This window comes from Clostridium sp. LS3 (genome assembly GCF_055330225.1).
In genome coordinates, this window is sequence record NZ_CM143921.1 from 2501 (window position 1) to 24608 (window position 22108).

General features: G+C 30.7%; 13 protein-coding genes, 4 tRNA genes, 2 rRNA genes and 1 other annotated feature (1 of these 20 only partly in view). All 19 genes read left to right on the plus strand.

Going from position 1 to position 22108, the window contains the following annotated elements; all coding sequences use genetic code 11:
- Positions 1 to 2283, plus strand: a 23S ribosomal RNA gene (locus tag ACZJV1_RS00010) (it extends 623 nt beyond the left edge of the window).
- Between the two features lie 55 nt (positions 2284 to 2338).
- Positions 2339 to 2455, plus strand: a 5S ribosomal RNA gene (gene rrf / locus ACZJV1_RS00015).
- Positions 2456 to 2466: 11 nt separating this feature from the next.
- Positions 2467 to 2542: transfer RNA gene (locus ACZJV1_RS00020), tRNA-Ala, on the plus strand.
- A gap of 115 nt (positions 2543 to 2657) precedes the next feature.
- Positions 2658 to 3161, plus strand: a complete 504-nt coding sequence (locus tag ACZJV1_RS00025; protein WP_463651035.1) for an HDIG domain-containing metalloprotein — start codon at positions 2658 to 2660, stop codon at positions 3159 to 3161.
- A 15-nt stretch (positions 3162 to 3176) separates the two neighbouring features.
- On the plus strand, positions 3177 to 3683 hold the full coding sequence (locus ACZJV1_RS00030) for a 3H domain-containing protein (protein ID WP_463651036.1): 507 nt from the start codon (positions 3177 to 3179) through the stop codon (positions 3681 to 3683).
- A 22-nt stretch (positions 3684 to 3705) separates the two neighbouring features.
- On the plus strand, positions 3706 to 5118 hold the full coding sequence (locus ACZJV1_RS00035; protein ID WP_463651037.1) for an FAD-dependent oxidoreductase: 1413 nt from the start codon (positions 3706 to 3708) through the stop codon (positions 5116 to 5118).
- Positions 5111 to 5365, plus strand: a complete 255-nt coding sequence (locus ACZJV1_RS00040) for a DUF1667 domain-containing protein (RefSeq protein ID WP_460288600.1) — start codon at positions 5111 to 5113, stop codon at positions 5363 to 5365. Before ACZJV1_RS00035 ends, ACZJV1_RS00040 begins: the two co-directional genes overlap by 8 nt.
- Before the next feature lie 90 nt (positions 5366 to 5455).
- Positions 5456 to 5655: a binding site (T-box leader), on the plus strand.
- Between the two features lie 66 nt (positions 5656 to 5721).
- Positions 5722 to 6999: a serine--tRNA ligase gene (gene serS / locus ACZJV1_RS00045; RefSeq protein ID WP_463651038.1), complete on the plus strand. Its 1278-nt coding sequence runs from the start codon at positions 5722 to 5724 to the stop codon at positions 6997 to 6999.
- A 296-nt stretch (positions 7000 to 7295) separates the two neighbouring features.
- A tRNA-Ser gene (locus ACZJV1_RS00050) sits at positions 7296 to 7386 on the plus strand.
- Positions 7387 to 7544: 158 nt separating this feature from the next.
- Positions 7545 to 7635, plus strand: a tRNA-Ser gene (locus tag ACZJV1_RS00055).
- 23 nt (positions 7636 to 7658) lie between these two features.
- Positions 7659 to 7749: transfer RNA gene (locus ACZJV1_RS00060), tRNA-Ser, on the plus strand.
- Positions 7750 to 7849: 100 nt separating this feature from the next.
- Positions 7850 to 8869: a LacI family DNA-binding transcriptional regulator gene (locus tag ACZJV1_RS00065; protein WP_460288598.1), complete on the plus strand. Its 1020-nt coding sequence runs from the start codon at positions 7850 to 7852 to the stop codon at positions 8867 to 8869.
- A 176-nt stretch (positions 8870 to 9045) separates the two neighbouring features.
- Positions 9046 to 9990 (plus strand): ROK family protein, encoded by a 945-nt coding sequence (locus tag ACZJV1_RS00070; protein ID WP_460288597.1) that lies wholly within the window; start codon positions 9046 to 9048, stop codon positions 9988 to 9990.
- Between the two features lie 87 nt (positions 9991 to 10077).
- Positions 10078 to 11742, plus strand: coding sequence for a glycoside hydrolase family 13 protein (locus ACZJV1_RS00075; RefSeq protein ID WP_463651039.1), 1665 nt, complete (start codon positions 10078 to 10080; stop codon positions 11740 to 11742).
- Positions 11743 to 11773: 31 nt separating this feature from the next.
- Positions 11774 to 13444: a PTS transporter subunit IIBC gene (locus tag ACZJV1_RS00080; protein WP_463651040.1), complete on the plus strand. Its 1671-nt coding sequence runs from the start codon at positions 11774 to 11776 to the stop codon at positions 13442 to 13444.
- A 1-nt stretch (position 13445) separates the two neighbouring features.
- On the plus strand, positions 13446 to 14231 hold the full coding sequence (locus ACZJV1_RS00085; RefSeq protein ID WP_463651041.1) for an endonuclease/exonuclease/phosphatase family protein: 786 nt from the start codon (positions 13446 to 13448) through the stop codon (positions 14229 to 14231).
- Between the two features lie 119 nt (positions 14232 to 14350).
- Positions 14351 to 14866: a GNAT family N-acetyltransferase gene (locus tag ACZJV1_RS00090; RefSeq protein WP_460288593.1), complete on the plus strand. Its 516-nt coding sequence runs from the start codon at positions 14351 to 14353 to the stop codon at positions 14864 to 14866.
- Positions 14867 to 14911: 45 nt separating this feature from the next.
- Complete coding sequence (gene addB, locus ACZJV1_RS00095; RefSeq protein ID WP_463651042.1) at positions 14912 to 18343, plus strand: helicase-exonuclease AddAB subunit AddB; 3432 nt, start codon at positions 14912 to 14914, stop codon at positions 18341 to 18343.
- A gap of 2 nt (positions 18344 to 18345) precedes the next feature.
- Entirely contained in the window at positions 18346 to 22101 is a 3756-nt protein-coding gene (addA, locus tag ACZJV1_RS00100) for a helicase-exonuclease AddAB subunit AddA (protein WP_463651044.1), read from the plus strand.
- Positions 22102 to 22108 lie beyond the last annotated feature (7 nt).

Consider the following 22108-nt stretch of genomic DNA (forward strand, 5'->3'; position numbering starts at 1 on the left):
CGGTATGTAGCAAGGTTAAGTACTTAAGGTACGGAGCCGAAGGGAAACCGAGTCTTAATAGGGCGACTAGTTGCATGCCGTAGACCCGAAACCGGGTGACCTATCCATGGCCAGGTTGAAGCGGGGGTAAAACCCCGTGGAGGACCGAACCACGTTGCTGTTGAAAAAGCATGGGATGAGCTGTGGATAGCGGAGAAATTCCAATCGAACTCGGAGATAGCTGGTTCTCCTCGAAATAGCTTTAGGGCTAGCGTCGGATATGAGTAATGGAGGTAGAGCACTGAATGGGCTAGGGGGCATATCGCTTACCGAACCTTATCAAACTCCGAATGCCATATACTATGAGTCCGGCAGTCAGACTGCGAATGATAAGATCCGTAGTCAAAAGGGAAAAAGCCCAGATCGTCAGCTAAGGTCCCAAAGTGTAAGTTAAGTGGTAAAGGATGTGGGATTTCTAAGACAACTAGGATGTTGGCTTAGAAGCAGCCACTCATTTAAAGAGTGCGTAATAGCTCACTAGTCGAGAGATCCTGCGCCGAAAATGTCCGGGGCTCAAACTTACCACCGAAGCTACGGGTTCAAGTTTAACTTGAGCGGTAGAGGAGCGTCGTAATCGGGCTGAAGTCGTACCGTAAGGAGCGGTGGACTGATTACGAGTGAGAATGTTGGCATTAGTAGCGAGATGTAAGTGAGAATCTTACAGGCCGAAAATCTAAGGTTTCCTGGGGAAGGCTCGTCCGCCCAGGGTTAGTCGGGACCTAAGCCGAGGCCGAAAGGCGTAGGTGATGGACAATTGGTTGATATTCCAATACCACTATTATCGTTATTATCGATGGTGTGACGGAGAAGGATAGGATGTGCTAGCGATTGGAAATGCTAGTCTAAGCATTTAGGGAGTTAAGACAGGAAAATCCGTCTTAACAATTCTGAGGTGTGATGGGGAAGGCCAATTTGGCCGAAGTATCTGATTCCATGCTTCCAAGAAAAGCATCTAGAGAGAGAAGTAGTGCCCGTACCGCAAACCGACACAGGTAGATGAGGAGAGAATCCTAAGGCCATCGGAAGAATTGCAGTTAAGGAACTAGGCAAATTGACCCCGTAAGTTCGCGAGAAGGGGTGCCTGCGAGAGCAGGCCGCAGAGAATAGGCCCAAGCAACTGTTTAGCAAAAACACAGGTCTCTGCTAAAGCGTAAGCTGATGTATAGGGGCTGACGCCTGCCCGGTGCTGGAAGGTTAAGGGGAACACTTAGCGCAAGCGAAGGTGTGAACTTAAGCCCCAGTAAACGGCGGCCGTAACTATAACGGTCCTAAGGTAGCGAAATTCCTTGTCAGGTAAGTTCTGACCCGCACGAATGGCGTAATGACTTGGGCACTGTCTCAACTGCAAATCCGGCGAAGTTGTAGTGCGAGTGAAGATGCTCGCTACCCGCGATTGGACGGAAAGACCCCGTAGAGCTTTACTGTAGCTTAGCATTGAGTTTCGATATTGTCTGTACAGGATAGGTGGGAGACTGAGAAGCTAGGGCGTCAGCCTTAGTGGAGTCATCCTTGGGATACCACCCTGACAGTATTGGGATTCTAACCGGACGCCATGAATCTGGTGACGGGACATTGTTAGGTGGGCAGTTTGACTGGGGCGGTCGCCTCCAAAAAAGTAACGGAGGCGCCCAAAGGTTCCCTCAGAACGGTCGGAAATCGTTCGAAGAGTGCAAAGGCAGAAGGGAGCCTGACTGCGACACCCACAAGTGGAGCAGGGACGAAAGTCGGGCTTAGTGATCCGGTGGTACCTCGTGGGAGGGCCATCGCTCAACGGATAAAAGCTACCTCGGGGATAACAGGCTGATCTCCCCCAAGAGTCCACATCGACGGGGAGGTTTGGCACCTCGATGTCGGCTCGTCGCATCCTGGGGCTGTAGTAGGTCCCAAGGGTTGGGCTGTTCGCCCATTAAAGCGGCACGCGAGCTGGGTTCAGAACGTCGTGAGACAGTTCGGTCCCTATCCGTCGCGGGCGTAGGAAATTTGAGAGGAGCTGTCCTTAGTACGAGAGGACCGGGATGGACTGACCTATGGTGCACCAGTTGTTCTGCCAAGAGCATGGCTGGGTAGCTAAGTCGGGAAGGGATAAACGCTGAAAGCATCTAAGCGTGAAGCCCCCCTCAAGATGAGATTTCCCATAGCATAAGCTAGTAAGACCCCTTGAAGAACACAAGGTTGATAGGTCAGAGGTGTAAGTGTGGTAACATATTTAGCTGACTGATACTAATAGGTCGAGGGCTTGACCAATAATTAAAAGATTTTGGCTGTAATTCATGTGCAATTTTCAGAGAACACTCTGATATCTGGTGATGATGGCGTAGAGGAAACACTCCTTTCCATTCCGAACAGGAAAGTTAAGCTCTACAGCGTCGATGGTACTGCATGGGAAACTGTGTGGGAGAGTAGAACGTCGCCAGGTTATTTTTTTATGGGGGTATAGCTCAGTTGGGAGAGCACTTGCCTTGCACGCAAGGGGTCAAGGGTTCGAATCCCTTTACCTCCACCAAAGCTACGATTAGTTTCGTAGCTTTTTTTGTTTTATAAAAATATATATAATTGATAATGAAAATATATAGTGTTATTATCTATATATATATAGATAATAAATATAGGTGATTAAAATGGCTTTATATAGAATAAAACAATTTATATGGGGATTTACTTCATTATTTAAGGATATAGATTATGATTATATAAATAAGTTTTTAAGTGAAGATGAAATTAAAATATTTAATAAGTTAAAACATAATGATAAGCATCACTGTATAAGAGTATGTAAAGATTCAATAAAAATGAAAGAAGATTTTAATATAGATGTTGATATAAATAAACTAGCTAAGGCAGCGTTATTGCATGATGTAGGAAAGAGTAAAAAACATTTAAGTTTAATAGAAAAATCTGTAATTGTGTTATTAGATAAGATAACTAAAGGTAAAATTAAAAAGTACAATAAAGTAAAACAAATAGATATATATTATAATCATCCTAAAATAGGGTTAGATATGCTTAAAGATTTTAATTATGATAAAGAATTTTTACAAGTGGTAAGATATCATCATAATAAAAATAAAGTAAATAATAATAGAATACTTAATATAATAAGTACTTGTGATGATAAAAATTAGTACAGAGGTGTATTTATGAGAGCTATTGAAAGAAGAGAAAAAATTATAAAGTTGATAATTGAAAAGAATAGAGCAATTAAAGGAACAGAATTAGCTGATTTATTTGGAGTTACGAGGCAAATAATAGTAAAAGATATAGCTATATTAAGAGCTGCTGGTAAAAATATAATAGCCACTCCAGATGGATATATTTATAATAAAGATATTAATAAAATAAAGGCTATTATTGCAGTTAATCATGGAAGTAGCGAAACTATAGAAGAATTAAAAATCGTAGTTAAATATGGTGGTATAATAGAAGATGTTATAATAGATCATCCTATCTATGGTGAAATAAAAGGAAATTTAATGATAAAAAACTTAAATGATTTAAATAAATTTGAAAGTGAATTTAAAAGAAAAAATATTAAACCTCTTTCAAATTTGACTAATGGGGTTCATCTTCATACTATAGCTGCAGATAATGAAGAGGACATTGAAGCAATAAAGATGGAATTATCGAAAAAAGGCTTTTTATTATAGAGTTTAGGAGGATTTAATATTTATGGACTATGATATTCTTATATTAGGTGGAGGAATAATAGGGTGTTCAGTTGCATATGAGTTATCAAAATATAATTTTAATATAGCTTTAATAGAAAGAGATTATGATATAGCAGATGATATTTCATTTGTAAATACATCTATAGTATATGACGGCTCAGAGACATCTGATGATGTAATGGCTGGACTTGAGTATATAGGAAACTCAATAATGATGGATACTTGTAAAAAGTTTAAAGTTCCTTTTAGAAAAATTGGAGCCTTAAGAGTTGTAAATGATGAAAATGGTGTTAAGAAATTACAAGAGATGTATGATAGAGCAAAAAAAAGAGGGATAGACGGCGTTTATTTAATAGATGATAAAGATGTATATGATATAGAACCAAATATAAATACTAATATAAAGAAAGGGTTATATTCTGAAAATATAGGAATAGTAGCACCTTATGATCTAGCTATTGCATATGCTGAAGTGGCTTCAGATAATGGAGTTAATTTTAGGCTAGAAGAAGAAGTTTTAAATATACAAAGTTTAGCTAGAGGATTTAAAGTAACTACCAATAAAAATAAATTTACATGCAAGGTTGTTATAAATACAATTCCTCATGAAATATATATAAGAGAAAATGGAAAAGTTGAAGATAAAGAAGTAGATAATAATGAATCTTGCTTTAAAAATATGAGTTATTTATTAGTCGATGATAATTATAAAAATAAATTAAATAAAATAGTAATAGAAACTTTTGATAAAAATACTTTTGTACTAAGTACTCCAACAACAACTACAGGATCGTTAATAGGAATAAAAAGTACAGAAAAAACTAGCTTAGAAGATAATTTAATGTATGCAAATAGCTTATTAATAGACTTAGATAAAAATAATATAAATAATTTATTTAGAGAAAGTTACAATAAAGATTCTATGGTAATAGATGATAGTGAGATAGATAAAGGATATATAAGAGTAACAGGTACTCATTATGGGAAAATTACGATAGCACCAGCAATAGCAAAAATGCTTTGTGATACTATAGCTAATAATTTAAATTGTACATTAAAGAAAAACTTTATTGATAAAAGAAGAGAAATTTATAAATTTAGAGAACTTGGAAAAAAAGAAGCTAATGAAATAATAGCTGTAGATAAAAGATATGGGAAAATTATATGTGTATGTAACAATATATCTGAAGGTGAAATAGTAGACTGTATAAGAAGACCTTTGGGAGCTAGAACTGTAGAGGGCGTTAAAAGGAGAACAGGATCTGGATTTGGAAGTTGTCATGGTTCCTACTGCTATGAAAAAATAGTAAATATATTAGCTAGAGAGCTTGATAAAAAAGTTACAGATATAGTTGAGGATTCTAAGAATTCTAAAATTATATCAAGCCGAATAAAGGAGTTTAAGGATGTTTAATTCAGAATCTAAAGTTGATAATAAAGATATATTTACATCAATAGTTAGAGTTAAGGGCAATGAAAAATATAAGGTTGTACCAGTTAGAACTAATAAAGAAGTAGATAAATCATTATGGATAGAGCTATCTAAAGTTTTAGCTAGAATATATGTTAGTACTCCAGTTAAAGAAGGAAGTATGATTTGCAAAAATATATTAAATACTGGGATTGACGTAATATGTACAAAAGATATATTAGATGAATAATTATAGTACAAAAAACAAATAATATATAAAAATCATCTTAGTAAAATATTGACATACACAATATTTTATAATATATTAAGAATAAATATAATAAAACTGTTGAAGAGGCTAGTAATAACAATATTTGTTTTAAGAGAGTCGATGTTTGGTGTAAATCGATAGTAAAATGTTATGAATCCACCTTGGAGGGACTGTGATGAGCAGTACGGCTTAAACCGTTAAATTTATTAAAGAGAATAGCATTTTTTGCTATTAATTAGGGTGGCAACGCGGAATCTTTCGTCCCTTGTTTAGGGGAAAGGTTCTTTTTTTATTGAAAAAAATTAATAGATATAAATTATTAGGAGGTATACATAATGTTAGATTTAAAATTTGTAAGAGAAAATCCAGAGATAGTTAAGGAAAATATAAAAAATAAGTTTCAAGATAGCAAACTTCCACTAGTAGATGAGGTAATAGAATTAGATAAAAAGCTTAGGGAAGCTAAACAACAAGCTGAGGCTTTAAGAGCTGATAGAAATAAATTCTCAAAACAAATTGGGTCTTTAATGGCTCAAGGAAAAAGAGAAGAAGCAGAAGAAATGAAAATGAAGGTAACTGAAAATTCAGAGCGTTTATCTGAGTTAGAAGTTGAGGAAGTTGAGTTAGATGAAAGAGTTAAGACAATAATGATGACTCTACCAAATATAATTGACCCAAGCGTTCCAATCGGTAAAGATGATAGCGAAAATGTAGAAGTTGAACGTTTTGGAGATCCAAAGGTTCCAGATTTTGAAGTTCCATATCATACAGATATAATGGAAAAGTTAAGTGGATTAGATTTAGATAGTGCTAGAAAAGTAGCTGGAAGTGGATTCTATTATTTAATGGGTAATGTTGCAAGACTTCATTCAGCAATAATTTCATATGCTAGAGATTTTATGATAGATCGTGGGTTTACTTATTGTATTCCGCCATACATGATTCGTAGCGAAGTTGTAACAGGTGTTATGAGCTTTGCTGAAATGGATGCTATGATGTATAAAATTGAGGGTGAAGATTTATATCTAATTGGAACAAGTGAACACTCTATGATAGGGAAGTACATCGATACTATATTACCTGAAGATTCATTACCACAAACTTTAACAAGTTATTCTCCTTGTTTTAGAAAAGAAAAGGGAGCTCATGGAATAGAAGAAAGAGGAGTATATAGAATTCATCAATTTGAAAAACAAGAGATGATAGTTGTATGTAAGCCAGAAGAAAGTATGGAGTGGTATGAAAAATTATGGGTAAATACTGTAGATTTATTCCGTTCTTTAGATATACCAGTTAGAACTTTAGAATGTTGTTCTGGAGATTTAGCAGATCTTAAAGTTAAATCAGTAGACGTTGAAGCTTGGTCACCAAGACAAAAGAAATATTTTGAAGTAGGAAGCTGTTCAAACCTAGGAGATGCACAAGCTCGTCGTTTAAAAATTCGTGTAAATGCTAAGGATAAAAAATACTTTGCTCATACATTAAACAATACAGTTGTTGCGCCACCAAGAATGTTAATAGCATTTTTAGAAAACAACTTAAATGAAGATGGTTCAGTAAATATTCCAACTGCACTTCAACCATACATGGGAAATATGAAGGTAATTAAGTAGTTTTAATTCTAAGGACTAAATCTATGCTATTAGATTTAGTCTTTACTTATTTATTTGAAAGATAAAATTAAGTCGTAATGGAATATATTGCAAAAGAAAGTAATATATTTGATTTTTCTAAGTATATATGTTATTTAAATTTTACTATTAGATTAATAAGCAGTAATTTCAGTGGGGGATGAAGAGGTAGAAATTTGTTTTTATTAGATTTATTATTTAATTTAAAAATATGTAAATTTATAATTGACAATAAAGAAAGTCATTGCTATAATAATATTTGTCGCGAGACGAAGTATGGAGAGATGGTCGAGCTGGCTTAAGGCACCGGTCTTGAAAACCGGCGTACCTTTGCGGGTACCGTGGGTTCAAATCCCACTCTCTCCGCCATAAAGGCATCTAAGTTTTCTTAGATGCTTTTTAATTAAAGTATTAGCTTATTATAGTTAAGTATTATTTTAATATTTATTATGTAATAAAAAATTAAAAAAATAATTGACAATAAATATAGTACTTGATATAATAATATTTGTCGCAAGACGGAATATGGAGAGATGGTCGAGCTGGCTTAAGGCACCGGTCTTGAAAACCGGCGTACCTTTGCGGGTACCGTGGGTTCAAATCCCACTCTCTCCGCCATAAAACTTCAAGAGAAGGCACGTGGAGAAATACTCAAGTGGCTGAAGAGGCGCCCCTGCTAAGGGCGTAGGTCGGGTAACTGGCGCCCGGGTTCAAATCCCGGTTTCTCCGCCAGAAAGCATCTAACAGTAGTTGGATGCTTTTTTATTTTAGATTTATTTTATATTTAAAATATACTATAATCTTATTAAGTAATTCTTAGGGGGAAAATAAGATGAAAGTTACAATTAAAGATGTAGCTAAGGAAGCAAATGTTGCAACATCAACAGTTTCAAGGGTATTATCGAACAGTGATAAAATAAGTGATAAAACAAAAGAAAAAGTAAATGAAGCAATAAAAAAATTAAATTATACTCCTAATATAATTGCAAGGGGCCTTGCTAATAATAGAACTAGAATTTTAGCAGTAATATTACCAAAAGAGGCAGAAGATATATTTTCTAATCCATTTTTTGTTCAAGCAATGAAGGGGATGAGTATATATGCTCAAAAAGAAAATTATTATATAATGTATGCCTTTAAGCAAGAAGGAAAAAATGATAAAGAATGGTTTGAAAAATTTATAGACAGTAATTTAGTTGATGGTATTTGTTTATTAAATTCTAAAGAAGATGATGATTCTATAAAATATTTGAAGGAAAGGGAATTTCCGTTTGTCGTTATAGGGAGACCAGATGATATACAAAATGTATTATGGGTAGATAATGATAATTTTAAAGCTATGTATGAATTAGTAGAAAAACTTATAAGTTATGGACATAGAACAATAGGTTTTGTGGGGGCTAAATCCAATCTAAATGTATCTAAAGATAGATTAAATGGATATAAGCAAGCACTACTTGACAATAATATAGGGATTGAAGAAAGTTTGATATATGAAGGAAAAGAGTTTACACAAAAAAATGGAAGCAGTGCGACGAATAAAATATTAAAATTAAATAAACCAACAGCCATAATAGCTACTGATGATTTATTAGCACTTGGAGTTCAAGAAGTTTTAAATAAGCTTAATATGTATAATATATCTATTGTAGGGTTTAATAATATACCTATGTCTGAGTATCAAAACGTACCATTATCATCAGTAGATATAAATGCAGAAAAATTAGGATTTCATGCAACAAAGCTTATAATAAATAAATTAGAAGATAGAGATATGGAGAAAAATTCATACATAATAGATACAAAATTAATAGAAAGAAAATCCATACAAAAGATTAAAATTCAAGAGTAAGTGCAACCGATTGCACGAAACTTTAAATTATAGAGAAAAATGAAGATAATTTAAAATGATTAGCAATTTTCGCGTAAAACAAAACATTAAATTATTGTAAACAATTTCTCTTGTATGATATACTATTTTTATAATATAAGAGAAATAAAATTAAATTTATATCTAGGGGGATGGAAATGGAAAAGAAATATGTAGTAGGTGTTGATTTAGGAGGAACTAAAATATATACTGCTTTAGTTGACCTAGAGGGATCTATAATAAAAGAAGTTACCGTTAAAACAGAAGCTCATAAAGGTGAGAGTGTAGTTTTAGAAAAATTATTAAAAACAATAGATGATGTATTAGAAGGAACAGATATAAATGAAGTTAAAGCAATAGGGATAGGTTCTCCAGGGCCTTTAGATGTAGAAAAGGGATTAATAGTATATACTCCTAATTTACCATTTAAGAACTTTAACATAGTTCAACCTATAAAAGATAGATATAAATTAGATACTTACTTAGATAATGATGCAAATGTAGCAACACTAAGTGAATTTATGTTTGGAGCAGGTAAGGGAAGTAAAAACATGGTCTTCATTACTGTAAGTACGGGAATAGGTGGAGGAGCTATAATAAATGGCAATCTATTTAGAGGTAGTACATCAAATGCATTAGAAATAGGACATGCTACTGTTATGAAAGGTGGTCCTAGATGTGGATGTGGGAACACTGGATGTGCAGAAGCAGTTGCATCAGGAACTGCAATTATGAAGAGAGCAAGGGAAGCTTTTGAAAGTAAGGTAGAAACTAGCTTAAAGAATTATGAAGAAGTTACTGCTAAGGAAGTATTCGTAGAAGCTGAAAAAGGAGATAAAGTTTCACAAGATATATTAAATGATGCTTTATCATATTTAGGAATAACTGTTGCAAATATAGCAAACACTTTTGATCCTGATAAAATAGTTATAGGTGGCGGTGTTAGTGAAGCTGGTAGAATTGTATTTGACAAAATAGAAAATGAAATGGAAAGAAGATGCTTAAAGACAATTTATAATCACTGTAAAGTCGAAAAAGCTTTATTAGGTAATCAAGCAGGGGTTTTAGGTGCAGCTGCACTAGCAATATTAGAAAGCAAATAGAATGATGTGTACAGATATTCTCTGTACACATATTTTAAAATATTTTAGGCAAACGATTGCACAGATTTAGCTATGTTGGAGGAATATATGAAACAAATTTGGTGGAAAGAAGCAGTAGCATATCAAATATATCCAAGGAGTTTTTTTGATTATAATAATGATGGGATTGGTGATTTAAAAGGAATAACTTCAAAGTTAGATTACTTGAAAGATTTAGGTATAGATGTTATATGGATTTGCCCAATGTATAAGTCACCAAATGATGATAACGGTTATGACATAAGCGATTATAAAGATATAATGACTGATTTTGGAACTATGGAAGACTTTAATGAGTTACTATCAGAGGTTCATAAGAAAGGAATGAAGTTAATAATAGACTTAGTAATAAATCATACTAGTGATGAACATGAGTGGTTTATAGAGTCAAAGTCATCTAGGGATAATCCTAAAAGAGATTGGTACATTTGGAGAAAAGGAAAAGGTGAGTTAGAACCTAACAATTGGGAGAGTATCTTTAAAGGATCAGCTTGGGAATATGATAAAGATACTAATGAATATTTTTTACATTTATTCACGAAAAAGCAGCCAGATTTAAATTGGGAAAATGAGAATTTAAGAAAAGAAATTTATAAAATGATAAATTGGTGGCTTGATAAGGGAATAGATGGATTTAGAATAGATGCTATAAGTCATATTAAGAAAGATACAGAATTTAATGACATGCCTAATATAGAAAATCAAAAATATTTAAGTTGTTTCGAAAAGCATATGAATGTTGAAGGTATACATGATTTTTTAGATGAATTAACTGAAAATACATTTTCAAAATATGATGTTATGACAGTTGCAGAAGCAAATGGAGTAAGTGCTGAAGAAGCAGAAGAGTGGGTAGGAGAAGAAACAGGTAAGTTCAACATGGTATTCCAATTTGAACATCTAGATTTATGGAATAATGAAGATAATCAAGCATTCAATGTAAAGGAGTGTAAAGAGGTTCTAACTAGATGGCAAGAGGGTTTATATAATAAAGGGTGGAATGCATTATTTATAGAGAATCATGATATTCCAAGAGTAGTATCAACATGGGGAAATGATAAAGAATATTGGCGAGAAAGTTCTACTGCGTTAGGTTTGATGTACTTTATGCAGCAAGGAACTCCATTTATATACCAAGGGCAAGAGATTGGGATGACAAATGTAAAATACAAATATGTTGATGAGTATAATGATGTTAAAAGTATAAATGCTTATAATGATATGTTAGAAAATGGTTTTACTGAGGAACAATGTATAAAACATTTATGGGCAGTATCTAGAGATAATGCTAGAACCCCAATGCAATGGAGTAACTCAATAAATGCGGGATTCTCTAATAGTAAACCTTGGATAGGAATTAATCTAAATTATAAATATATAAATGTTGAAGATCAAATTAATGATAAAGAATCAATACTTAATTTTTATAAAGATATGATAAGAATAAGGAAAAATAATCCGATACTTATATATGGTGAGTACAAATTAATTTTAGAAAATCATGATAAGATTTATGCATATATAAGAGAAATTAATGAGGAAAAGTTTATTATTATAACTAACCTATCAGGAATCAAGACACAGTATAAGTATGAGAATGAAATATTAAAATATGAAAACTTATTAATATCAAATTATGAGGTTTTACCACATGATGATTTGAAATATTTAGATTTAAAGCCATATGAAGCGAGAATGTATAAAATAGATTAAGATTTTTAATAAAAATAAGGAGTGAATAATAATGGGGAAAGTTGAGAAAAAAGGTAAATTGGTATCATTCGATTTCTGGCAAAAATTTGGAAAGGCATTATTAGTTGTAGTAGCGGTTATGCCAGCAGCAGGACTTATGATTTCTATTGGAAAGCTAATAGGAATGTCAGTGGATATATCAATAATAAATACTATAGGAAGGGTTATGGAAGATATAGGTTGGGCTATAATCGGAAATCTTCATGTATTATTTGCAGTTGCTATAGGTGGATCGTGGGCAAAAGAAAGAGCTGGTGGTGCTTTTGCTGGATTACTATCCTTTATATTAATTAATCGTATTACAGGTGCAATATTTGGAGTAAATCCAGGAATGCTAAGTGATGCTTCAGCAAAAGTAAATTCATTATTTGGAACAGAACTTATAGTTAAAAATTACTTTACTAATATATTAGGTGCACCGGCACTTAATATGGGAGTTTTCGTAGGGATAATTGCAGGTTTTTTAGGAGCAGCTTTATATAATAAATATTATAATTATAATAAGCTACCTAAAGCATTAGATTTCTTTAATGGAAAAAGATTTGTTCCTTTTGTAGTTATTTTAGGATCAACAGTTACAGCTATAGTACTGTCAATAGTTTGGCCATTTATACAAGGAGCTTTAAATAGTTTTGGAGTTTGGTTAGCAGAATCAAAAGATACAGCACCAGTTTTAGCTCCTTTTGTGTATGGAGCATTAGAGCGTCTATTATTACCATTTGGTTTACATCATATGTTAACAGTTCCTGTAAACTATACAGAGTTAGGTGGAGTATATCAAATAATGACAGGTTCATCAGCAGGCACATTAGTAGCAGGTCAGGATCCATTATGGTTAGCATGGATAGGGGATCTAATTAACTTCAAGGATGCTGGAAATATTTCAGAGTATAATACATTATTAACAAGTGTTGTTCCAGCAAGATTTAAGGCAGGGCAAGTTATACTTTCAAGTGCATCATTACTAGGTATAGCATTTGCAATGTATAAGAATGTTGAATCAGATAAAAAGAGTAAATATAAAACAATATTCTTATCAGCTGGATTAGCAGTATTCCTAACAGGAGTTACAGAGCCAATAGAATTCATGTTTATGTTTATATCACCTATATTATATGGAGTGTATGCAGTAATTACAGGAATAGGATTTGCTTTAACTGATATAATACAATTAAGAGTTCATGCATTTGGGTTTATAGAATTTTTAACAAGAACACCAATGATGATTCATGCAGGGTTAATAAGAGATTTAATTAATTTTATAATTACATGTTTAGTTTTCTTCGGATTAAACTATGGAATATTCAATATATTAATTAAAAAATTTAATATTCCAACACCAGGACGTAATGGAAACTATATAGATTCAGAAAATGAAGAGACAACAAAATCTTCTTCTAAACAAAATCAAAATACAGAAAATGATTTACAAGCAATTAAGATAATTTCATTATTAGGAGAAAAGGATAACATAGAAGATATAGATGCATGTATGACAAGATTGAGAGTTACTGTTAAAGATATAAAATTAGTAGCTGATGAAAAAGAATGGAAGAAGAATGGGGCATTAGGGCTTATATTAAGAGATAATGGAGTTCAAGCTATATATGGGCCAAAGGCAGATGTGTTAAAATCAAATATACAAGATATATTAGGAGTTTAAGATGAAATTATTAACACTTAATTGTCATTCATGGATGGAAGAAAATCAAGTAGAGAAAATCAAGTATTTAGCAAAAATAATAAAGGAAAATCAATATGACGTTATAGCCCTTCAAGAAGTTAGTCAAAGTATAAAAGAAGATATAATTAAAGGAATTATAAAAAAAGATAATTTTGTTCATTTATTAAATGAAGAACTTAAGGAATTAGGAGAAAGTAAATATAATTATATTTGGGATTTTTCACATATAGGTTATGATATATATGAAGAGGGATTATCTATATTAACTAAACATAAAATAGAAGGTTCAGAAGCTTTCTATATAACTGAAAGTAGTGATAAAACTTTTTATAAAAGTAGAAAAATAATTAAATGTACTATAAATATAAATAATAATACAATTAACTTTTTCACATGTCATTTGGGCTGGTGGAATGATGAAGAGGAATCCTTCAGATACCAAGTGAAAAATCTTATTAATAAAGTTGATGGATTAAGCTTTATTATGGGGGATTTTAATAATGATGCTATGATTAAAAAAGAAGGATATGATTATTTATTAAATAGTGGGTTGATTGATACTTATACGATAGCAGTTGAGAAAGATGATGGTATAACAGTAAAGGGTGAAATTGCAGGTTGGGAAGGTAAAAAGAAGAATAAAAGACTAGATATAATATTTACCAATAGAATTGTTAATGTAAAAAAGTCTAATGTAATATTTAATAATATAAACAAAAATGTTATTTCTGATCACTATGGAGTAGAAGTATATATTTCAGAGTAATATGAAAATTAAGGGTTCAATTTTTAATTGAACTCTTTTTTTTACTATAACAATAGATTTATAATAAAGTATACAAAGGTTTATTTTATAGTATAAACTTTACTTAGGGAGATGGCATTATGATATACGGAGAAAATATATATTTAAGAGATCCAGTAAGAGAAGATATAGATACTTTATATGATATTTGTGCAGATAAAGAGGTACTTAAGTATAATGGTTTATCTACAGGAATTATGACTAAGGAATATATAAGAAGCCAATTCCATCACTTTACGAAGCCAAATAAAAAGGAATTGGTTATAGTAACCAAAGATAGTGATTTAATAGGATATGTTTATTATAAAGAAAATAGTTATACAAGAGATGTATATTCAATAGGTATAACTATAGGTAAGGGATATTGGGGAAATGGATATGGTAAAGATTCAATAAGAACGTTATGCAATTATTTATTTAATAAGAGAAAAGCTCATAAGATAGAACTAGAAGTTGTTAAGGAAAATATTAGAGCTATAAATTGTTATAGAAAATGTGGATTTAAGGAAGAAGGAGTAAGAAGAAGTAAGTACTATATATGCGGAAAATATCTTGATACCATAGTAATGGGCTTATTTAAAGAAGAATTTATTTAAGGCTGAGGGGAATAATTAAGATAGAATATTATTAGGAGTGTGTTTATGGGAATAAGGTTTATTTTTGGAAGGGCAGGTACAGGAAAAAGTAGATTCTGTCTTGAACAAATAAAAAAGAAAATGGAAAACAATGATAATGAAAATAAGTTAATTTTAATAGTTCCAGAACAATACACCTTCGATACAGAAAAGAAATTCCTAGACATAGTAACTGAAAGGGGACTATTAAGGGGGGAAGTATTAAGCTTTAAAAGAATGGCTCATAGAGTATCAGAAGAATGTGGAGGAAGAACAGAGGTTAGAATGAGCGATTCTGGAAAGAATATGCTTATTTATAAATTATTAAAAGATAAAGGAGAAGACTTGCAATACTTTAACAGAATGTCTAAGCAACAAGGCTTCTCATCAATAGTATCAAAAGTAATTACAGAATTTAAAAAATATAATATTTCCACGGAAATATTAAATATAAAAGAAGAAGAAATAAATGATGATGAACTTAAAAAGAAAATGAATGATTTGAAACTAATTTTTGATAATTTTAATGAGGTTCTTCATAAGAGGTTTATTGATTCAGATGATGAATTAACTTTATTAGCAAAGAGATTAAAAGATTGCACTATATATGATGATTCTGAAATATGGATAGACGAATTTACTACTTTCACACCTCAACAGTTAGAGGTTATAAAGGTACTTGCAAAGAAGGCAAAGGTTGTAAATATAACTTTATGTAGTGATTCTTTAAGTGGTGGTGCCAATATAGATTATACTGATATATTTGATGCAATAAAGAATACTGAAAACTCTATATTAAGAATTATGCAAGAAGGAAATATATCATATTTAGAGCCTATTAATTTAAATAAAGGATATTCATATAGATTTTTAAATAGTGAAGATTTGCAACATTTAGAACGTCACTTTTTTACTTATCCATTCAAAGAATATAAAGGTAAAGCAAATAATGTAAGAGTATATAAAGCAAACAATAGCTATGATGAAATTGAGGTTGTAGCTAAAGATATTTTAAGAATGGTTAGAGATAATGGCTATAGATTTAAGGACATAGCAGTTGTATGTAGAAATATAGATGAGTATGAAAAGATATCTACAGTTATTTTTAATGAATATAACATTCCATTCTTTATAGATAAAAAAAGAGAAATACTTAATAATCCATTAGTTGTAGTTATTATTTCATCATTAGAGATATTATCAAGCAATTGGTCATATGAAAGTGTATTTAAATATTTAAAAAGTGGATTAGTAAATGTTGAAAGAGATTATATCGATATACTAGAAAATTATATATTATCTAATGGCATAAAGGGGTATAAATGGACTAAGGATCTTTATGATAAAGAGAATATTTCTGAAGAAGAAAATATAATTCTTGAGATTATGGAAGAAATAAGAGCACCTTTAATTAAGTTACATAATAAGATAAAGGGAAAGCATAGGGTAAAGGATTTTGCTATAAACATATATGAATTTATGAATGAACTAGGCGTATTTAAAACTCTAGAAACTTGGTTAGAAGAATTTGATACCTTAGGACTTCAAGATAAAATAAAAGAATATATACAAGTTCCTGAGATGGTAATAGAAATTCTAGATCAAGTTGTAGAAGTTTTAGGAGACGAAGTTTTAGAAATAAAAGAATTTACTAAAATACTTATATCAGGATTTGAGGAGAAAGAAATAGGGGTAATTCCTATGTCTTTAGATCAAGTGAATATAGGTGATATATCAAGAATTAAAGGTAGAGAAGTAAAAGCACTGTATTTAATAGGAGTAAATGATGGCATATTACCAGCTTCAAATAAGGACGAAGGAATTATAAGTGATAGAGAAAGAGATGTTTTAAGGAATATAGGAATAAAATTAGCATCAGATACTAAAAGTAGAGCTTTTGAAGAACAGTTTATTGTTTATACAGCATTAACAATTCCTTCTGAGTATTTAATGGTAACCTTCCCTATGGCAGATTTTGAAGGAAAATCATTAAGACCATCTATAATTATTCCAAGACTTAAAAAGATTCTATCAAATGTAACAGAGGAAAGTGAAATATATAATAAGAGAGATAAAGAAGATAAATTTAATAAAATAACGGCTCCTACACCAACTTTTAATGAACTTATATCGGCTCTAAGAATGGAGTTTGAAAAGGAGAAGATAGATGATTATTGGGCTCAAACATTTAAGTGGTTTGAAAATAGTGAGGAATTTAAAAATAAATCAAGTAGAATGTTTAAAGGATTAACATATACAAATCTAGTTGAGAAGGTTCCTAGAGAAAAAATAAAGAGATTATATGAGTCAGAAAATAAGAAGCTAATATTTAATGTATCTAGAATAGAAAAGTATGCGCAGTGTCCTTTTTCATACTATGTACAATATGGATTAAAGGCAAAGGATAGAAAAGTATATGAATTTTCTGCTCCAGACTTAGGGTCATTTATGCATAACGTATTAGATGATTTTACAAATACCATAAGAGATGAAAGAATAGCATGGTCTGATTTAAATAAAGAAAGATGTAAGTTAATAGTAAATGAACTGGTTGATAAAAGGTTAGAGAATGATTCTAATTCAATATTAAATAGTACAAAAAAATATAAATATTTTGCAGATAGATTTAAGAGAACTATAACTAAGTCAGTAATGGTTATATCAGAGCAAATGAGAAAAGGAAAATTTGAAGTATTTAAAAATGAGTTTGCTTTTGGAGGATTTAAAGATGGTGAAGCAATTAAGATAGACCTACCATCAAATGAAACAGTATATTTAGTTGGAAGAGTAGATAGAATTGATACCTTAGATTTAGATGGAAACACATATATAAAGATAGTTGATTATAAATCAGGAGCTAAAAAGTTCAATTTAACAGAAGTTTATTATGGTCTCCAAATACAGTTATTAGTTTACTTAGATGCTCTTATAAAAAATTCAAAGTATATATTGCACAAGCAAGCAATGCCAGGAGCAATATTATATTTCAGAATAGATGATCCAATAATAAAATCTAAAAAACAACTTACAGAGGAAGAAATAAAAGACAATATATTAAAAGAATTAAAGATGAGTGGATTACTTCTTAAAGATATAAATGTTGTTAAGGCTATGGATAATGATATGGAATCATATTCACTAATAATACCAGCGGCGATAAAGAAAGACGGTGATTTTACATCCAGTAGTTCAGTAATTACAGAAGAGCAATTTGATATATTACGAAAATATGTTAATGATAAAATGGCAGAAATATGTGAAGATATGTTAAGTGGTGATATAAAAATAGAGCCTTGTAAAAATAATAGTACTCCATATTGTAATTATTGTGACTACTCATCAGTATGTCAATTTGATACAACAATAGAAAATAATAAATATAGAGTGGTTTTAAAGAAGAGTAACGATGAAGCTTGGAAGTTAATAAAGGATGAGGTAGAGAAGGGAGGTAATAACTAATTATGGGAGATACAAAATGGACAGAGGATCAGCTTAAGGCAATAACTACAAGAGGATGCAATTTGCTAGTAGCTGCCGCTGCTGGTTCAGGTAAAACAGCAGTATTAGTAGAAAGAATTATAAGAATAATAACTAATGAAAATAATCCAGTTGATATAGATAGATTATTAGTTGTTACATTTACTTCAGCAGCAGCAGCAGAAATGAGAGAAAGAATAGCAGCCGCAATATCAAAGGCTCTAGAAGTAAATCCTAATTCTAAGGTTTTACAAAGACAATTAACACTTTTAAGTAGAGCAAATATAACAACAATGCATTCATTTTGTTTAGATGTTATAAAAAATTATTATCATGTTATAGATTTGGATCCTACATTTAGAATTTCTGATGAAACAGAAAATACCTTATTAAAGTTAGAAGTTATAAATGATATATTCGAGGATTACTATGAAGATGAAAATCAAGAATTTAGAAATTTAATAGAAGCTTATAGTGGTTCAAGAGATGATCAAAGATTAAAAGATATAATACTTGATTTATATAGGTTCTCAATGAGTGGACCATGGCCGGAAAAGTGGTTAACTAAAAATGCAGAAAGTTTTAATATAGAAAACATAGATGATTTAAACAAAACCATATGGATAGATATATTAAAGGAAACTATAAAAATTGAGGTTTCTGGATATATAAAAATGTTAGAAAAAGCTATAGGAATTATAAAAGATACTGAAGGGTTAGATCCATATGAAATTACTTTCTTAGATGATTTAAATATGTTTAAAAATATTGAAGAGTCATTAAATTACGGTATAGCGGAACTTTATTCATCTATTAGCAATATAAGTTTTTCTAGATTAAAATCAGTAAAAAAAGATAAAGTATCAAATGAAGAAAGTTTAGAAGTAGTTAAGAGTATAAGAGATAGCATTAAAAAGAAAACGTCAAAGTTAATTGAAGATAGTTTTTCTATGACAATAGATGATGCTCTAAATGGAATAAAAAGCTCTTATCCCTATATGAAGATGATAAGCCATTTAACTTTAGAGTTTATAAATAGATTTAAAGAAAAGAAAAGGGAAAGAAATATATTAGACTTTAATGACTTAGAGCATTTGTGCTTAAAGATACTTATAAATGAAGAAAATTATAGTTTAATACCATCTAGTGTAGCAAAAGGTTTTAGAGAATATTTTAATGAAGTATTAGTGGATGAATATCAAGACTCTAACAACGTTCAAGAAGCTATAATAGAATTAGTATCTAGAAAAAATTTAGAAAATCCAAATGTATTCATGGTTGGAGATGTTAAACAAAGTATATATAGATTTAGGCAAGCAAAGCCGGAGTTGTTTTTAGATAAGTATAATAAATATCCTTTAGAAGCTGGTGATTTAAATAGAAAAATACAATTATATAAAAATTTTAGAAGTAGAGAAGAAGTAATTAGTGGTGTAAATTATATATTTAAGGAAGTAATGTCTAAAACAGTAGGAGAGCTTGAGTATAATGATGATGAAGCACTTAATCTTGGAGCTAATTATAAAGAAAATAATGATGAAGATACAATTATAGCAGGTCCAATAGAACTTCATATTCTTGATAAGTCAGGGGAATACACTACTGAGGTAGAGGATGATTATGACGGTGAAGGTGTGACTGAAGAGGAAGAAGATATTGATTCAATAGGCTTAGAGGCAAGAATAGTTGCTAGAAGAATCAAAGAACTTTTAAATCCGGATCCTAAAACAGGAAAAATATATAAAGTTTTAGATAAAGAAACAGGAGATTACAGACCTTTAAAGTATAAGGATATAGTTATATTACTAAGAGCAACTAGAAATTGGTCAGAAATATTTTTAGAAGAGCTTGGTTCAGAAGGAATACCTGTTTATGCTGATACAGGTACAGGATATTTTGAAACTATAGAAATAAGAACAATGATGGCTCTATTAAAAATTATAGATAATCCAATGCAAGATGTTCCTATGATTTCAGTATTACGATCTCCTTTAGTAGGCTTTAGTGCAGAGGAGCTCGGTGATATAAGGTTATTGGATAAAGAAAAATATTTCTACGAGATAATAAAAGAAGTTGCAAATGATATCTATGAAGTAAATGAAAATCTTAGAGAAAAATGTACTGTATTTGTAAATAGTTTAAGTAAGTGGAGAAATAAATCAATATATACTCCTATAGATGAATTTATTTGGTATCTTTATATGGATACAGCTTATTATGGATATGTTGGAGCTATGCCAAATGGTAAGCTAAGACAGGCAAATTTAAAAATATTATTCCAAAGAGCAAAGCAATTTGAACAAACTAGCTTTAAGGGATTATTTAATTTTATAAACTTTATAAATAAAATTAGAAATTCATCAGGGGATATGGGAAGTGCAAAAATACTTGGTGAAAATGAAGATGTTGTTAGAATAATGAGTATTCATAAAAGTAAAGGTCTAGAATTTCCTGTAGTATTTACATCAGGATTTGGTAAGCAGTTTAATTTAATGGATTTAAATAAATCTATTTTATATCATGATGAGTTAGGGTTAGGACCAGATTATGTTGATTTAGAAAGAAGAAATTCCTACAGTACATTAGCTAAGGAAGCAATAAAGAAAAAAATACTATTTGAAACTCTCTCAGAAGAAATGAGAATACTATATGTCGCATTTACAAGAGCAAAAGAAAAACTTATTATTACAGGTGCAACAAAAAATCTAGAAAAATCAATATCAAAGTGGGCTTCAGCAGCGGCTTTAGACGATTATATAATCCCACCATCAGAAGTTTTAAAAGGAAAAAGTTATTTAGATTGGGTTGGAATGGCTATATGTAAGCATAGAGATGGAGAAAAGCTTAGAAAGTATATAGGAGTAAATAATAGCTCAGTAATAAATGATTTTTCAACATGGAATATACAAATGTGGACTAAAAATTTATTAACTGTGGAAAAAAGTGAAGTGGCTGTGGATGAAAATGGTGAGTCTGATTTATTTATAAACTCAGATATAAATTATATAGATAAGGAAATTGAAAGAAGATTAAATTATAGATATAAGTATAGTTTATCAGGGGGATTGCCTAGTAATGTTTCAGTTTCTGATTTAAAAAGATCTCTTTATAATAATGAGGATGATAATGTTATTACATTAAATATATTTAGTGATAAAGAAGTGTTAAGGCCAAAGTTTTTACAAGAGAAAAAGGGATTATCAGCATCAGAAAAAGGAACTATAGCCCACTTTATAATGCAAAAACTAGATTTAAATAAAGTAAGTAGTAAAGAAGAAATAGACGCTCAAATAAATTCTATGGAAGATAAAAATCTACTGACAGAAGAAGAAATCAAAGCAGTACAAAAAATTAGTTTTATAAGCTTTTTTGAAAGTAATCTAGGAAAAAGATTACTAAATGCATTTAATGAAGGAAAGTTATTAAAAAGGGAGTTACCTTTCTATACCGAAATTAGTAGTTTAAACATAGACAATACATTACCTAAAGAGATATATGAAAATGAAAATGTAAGACTTCAAGGAATAATAGATTGCATATTTGAAGAAGATGATTGTATTGTTTTATTAGATTATAAAACTGATTATGTTGAGTATGGCAAAGAGAATGAAATTTTAGATAAATATAGAATTCAAATTAAATATTATAAAGATGCAGTAGAAAGAATTACAGGAAAGAAAGTAAAAGAAAGCTATCTATATTTATTTGGATTAAACAAAGAGTTTAGAATGAATCTATAATGAAAAG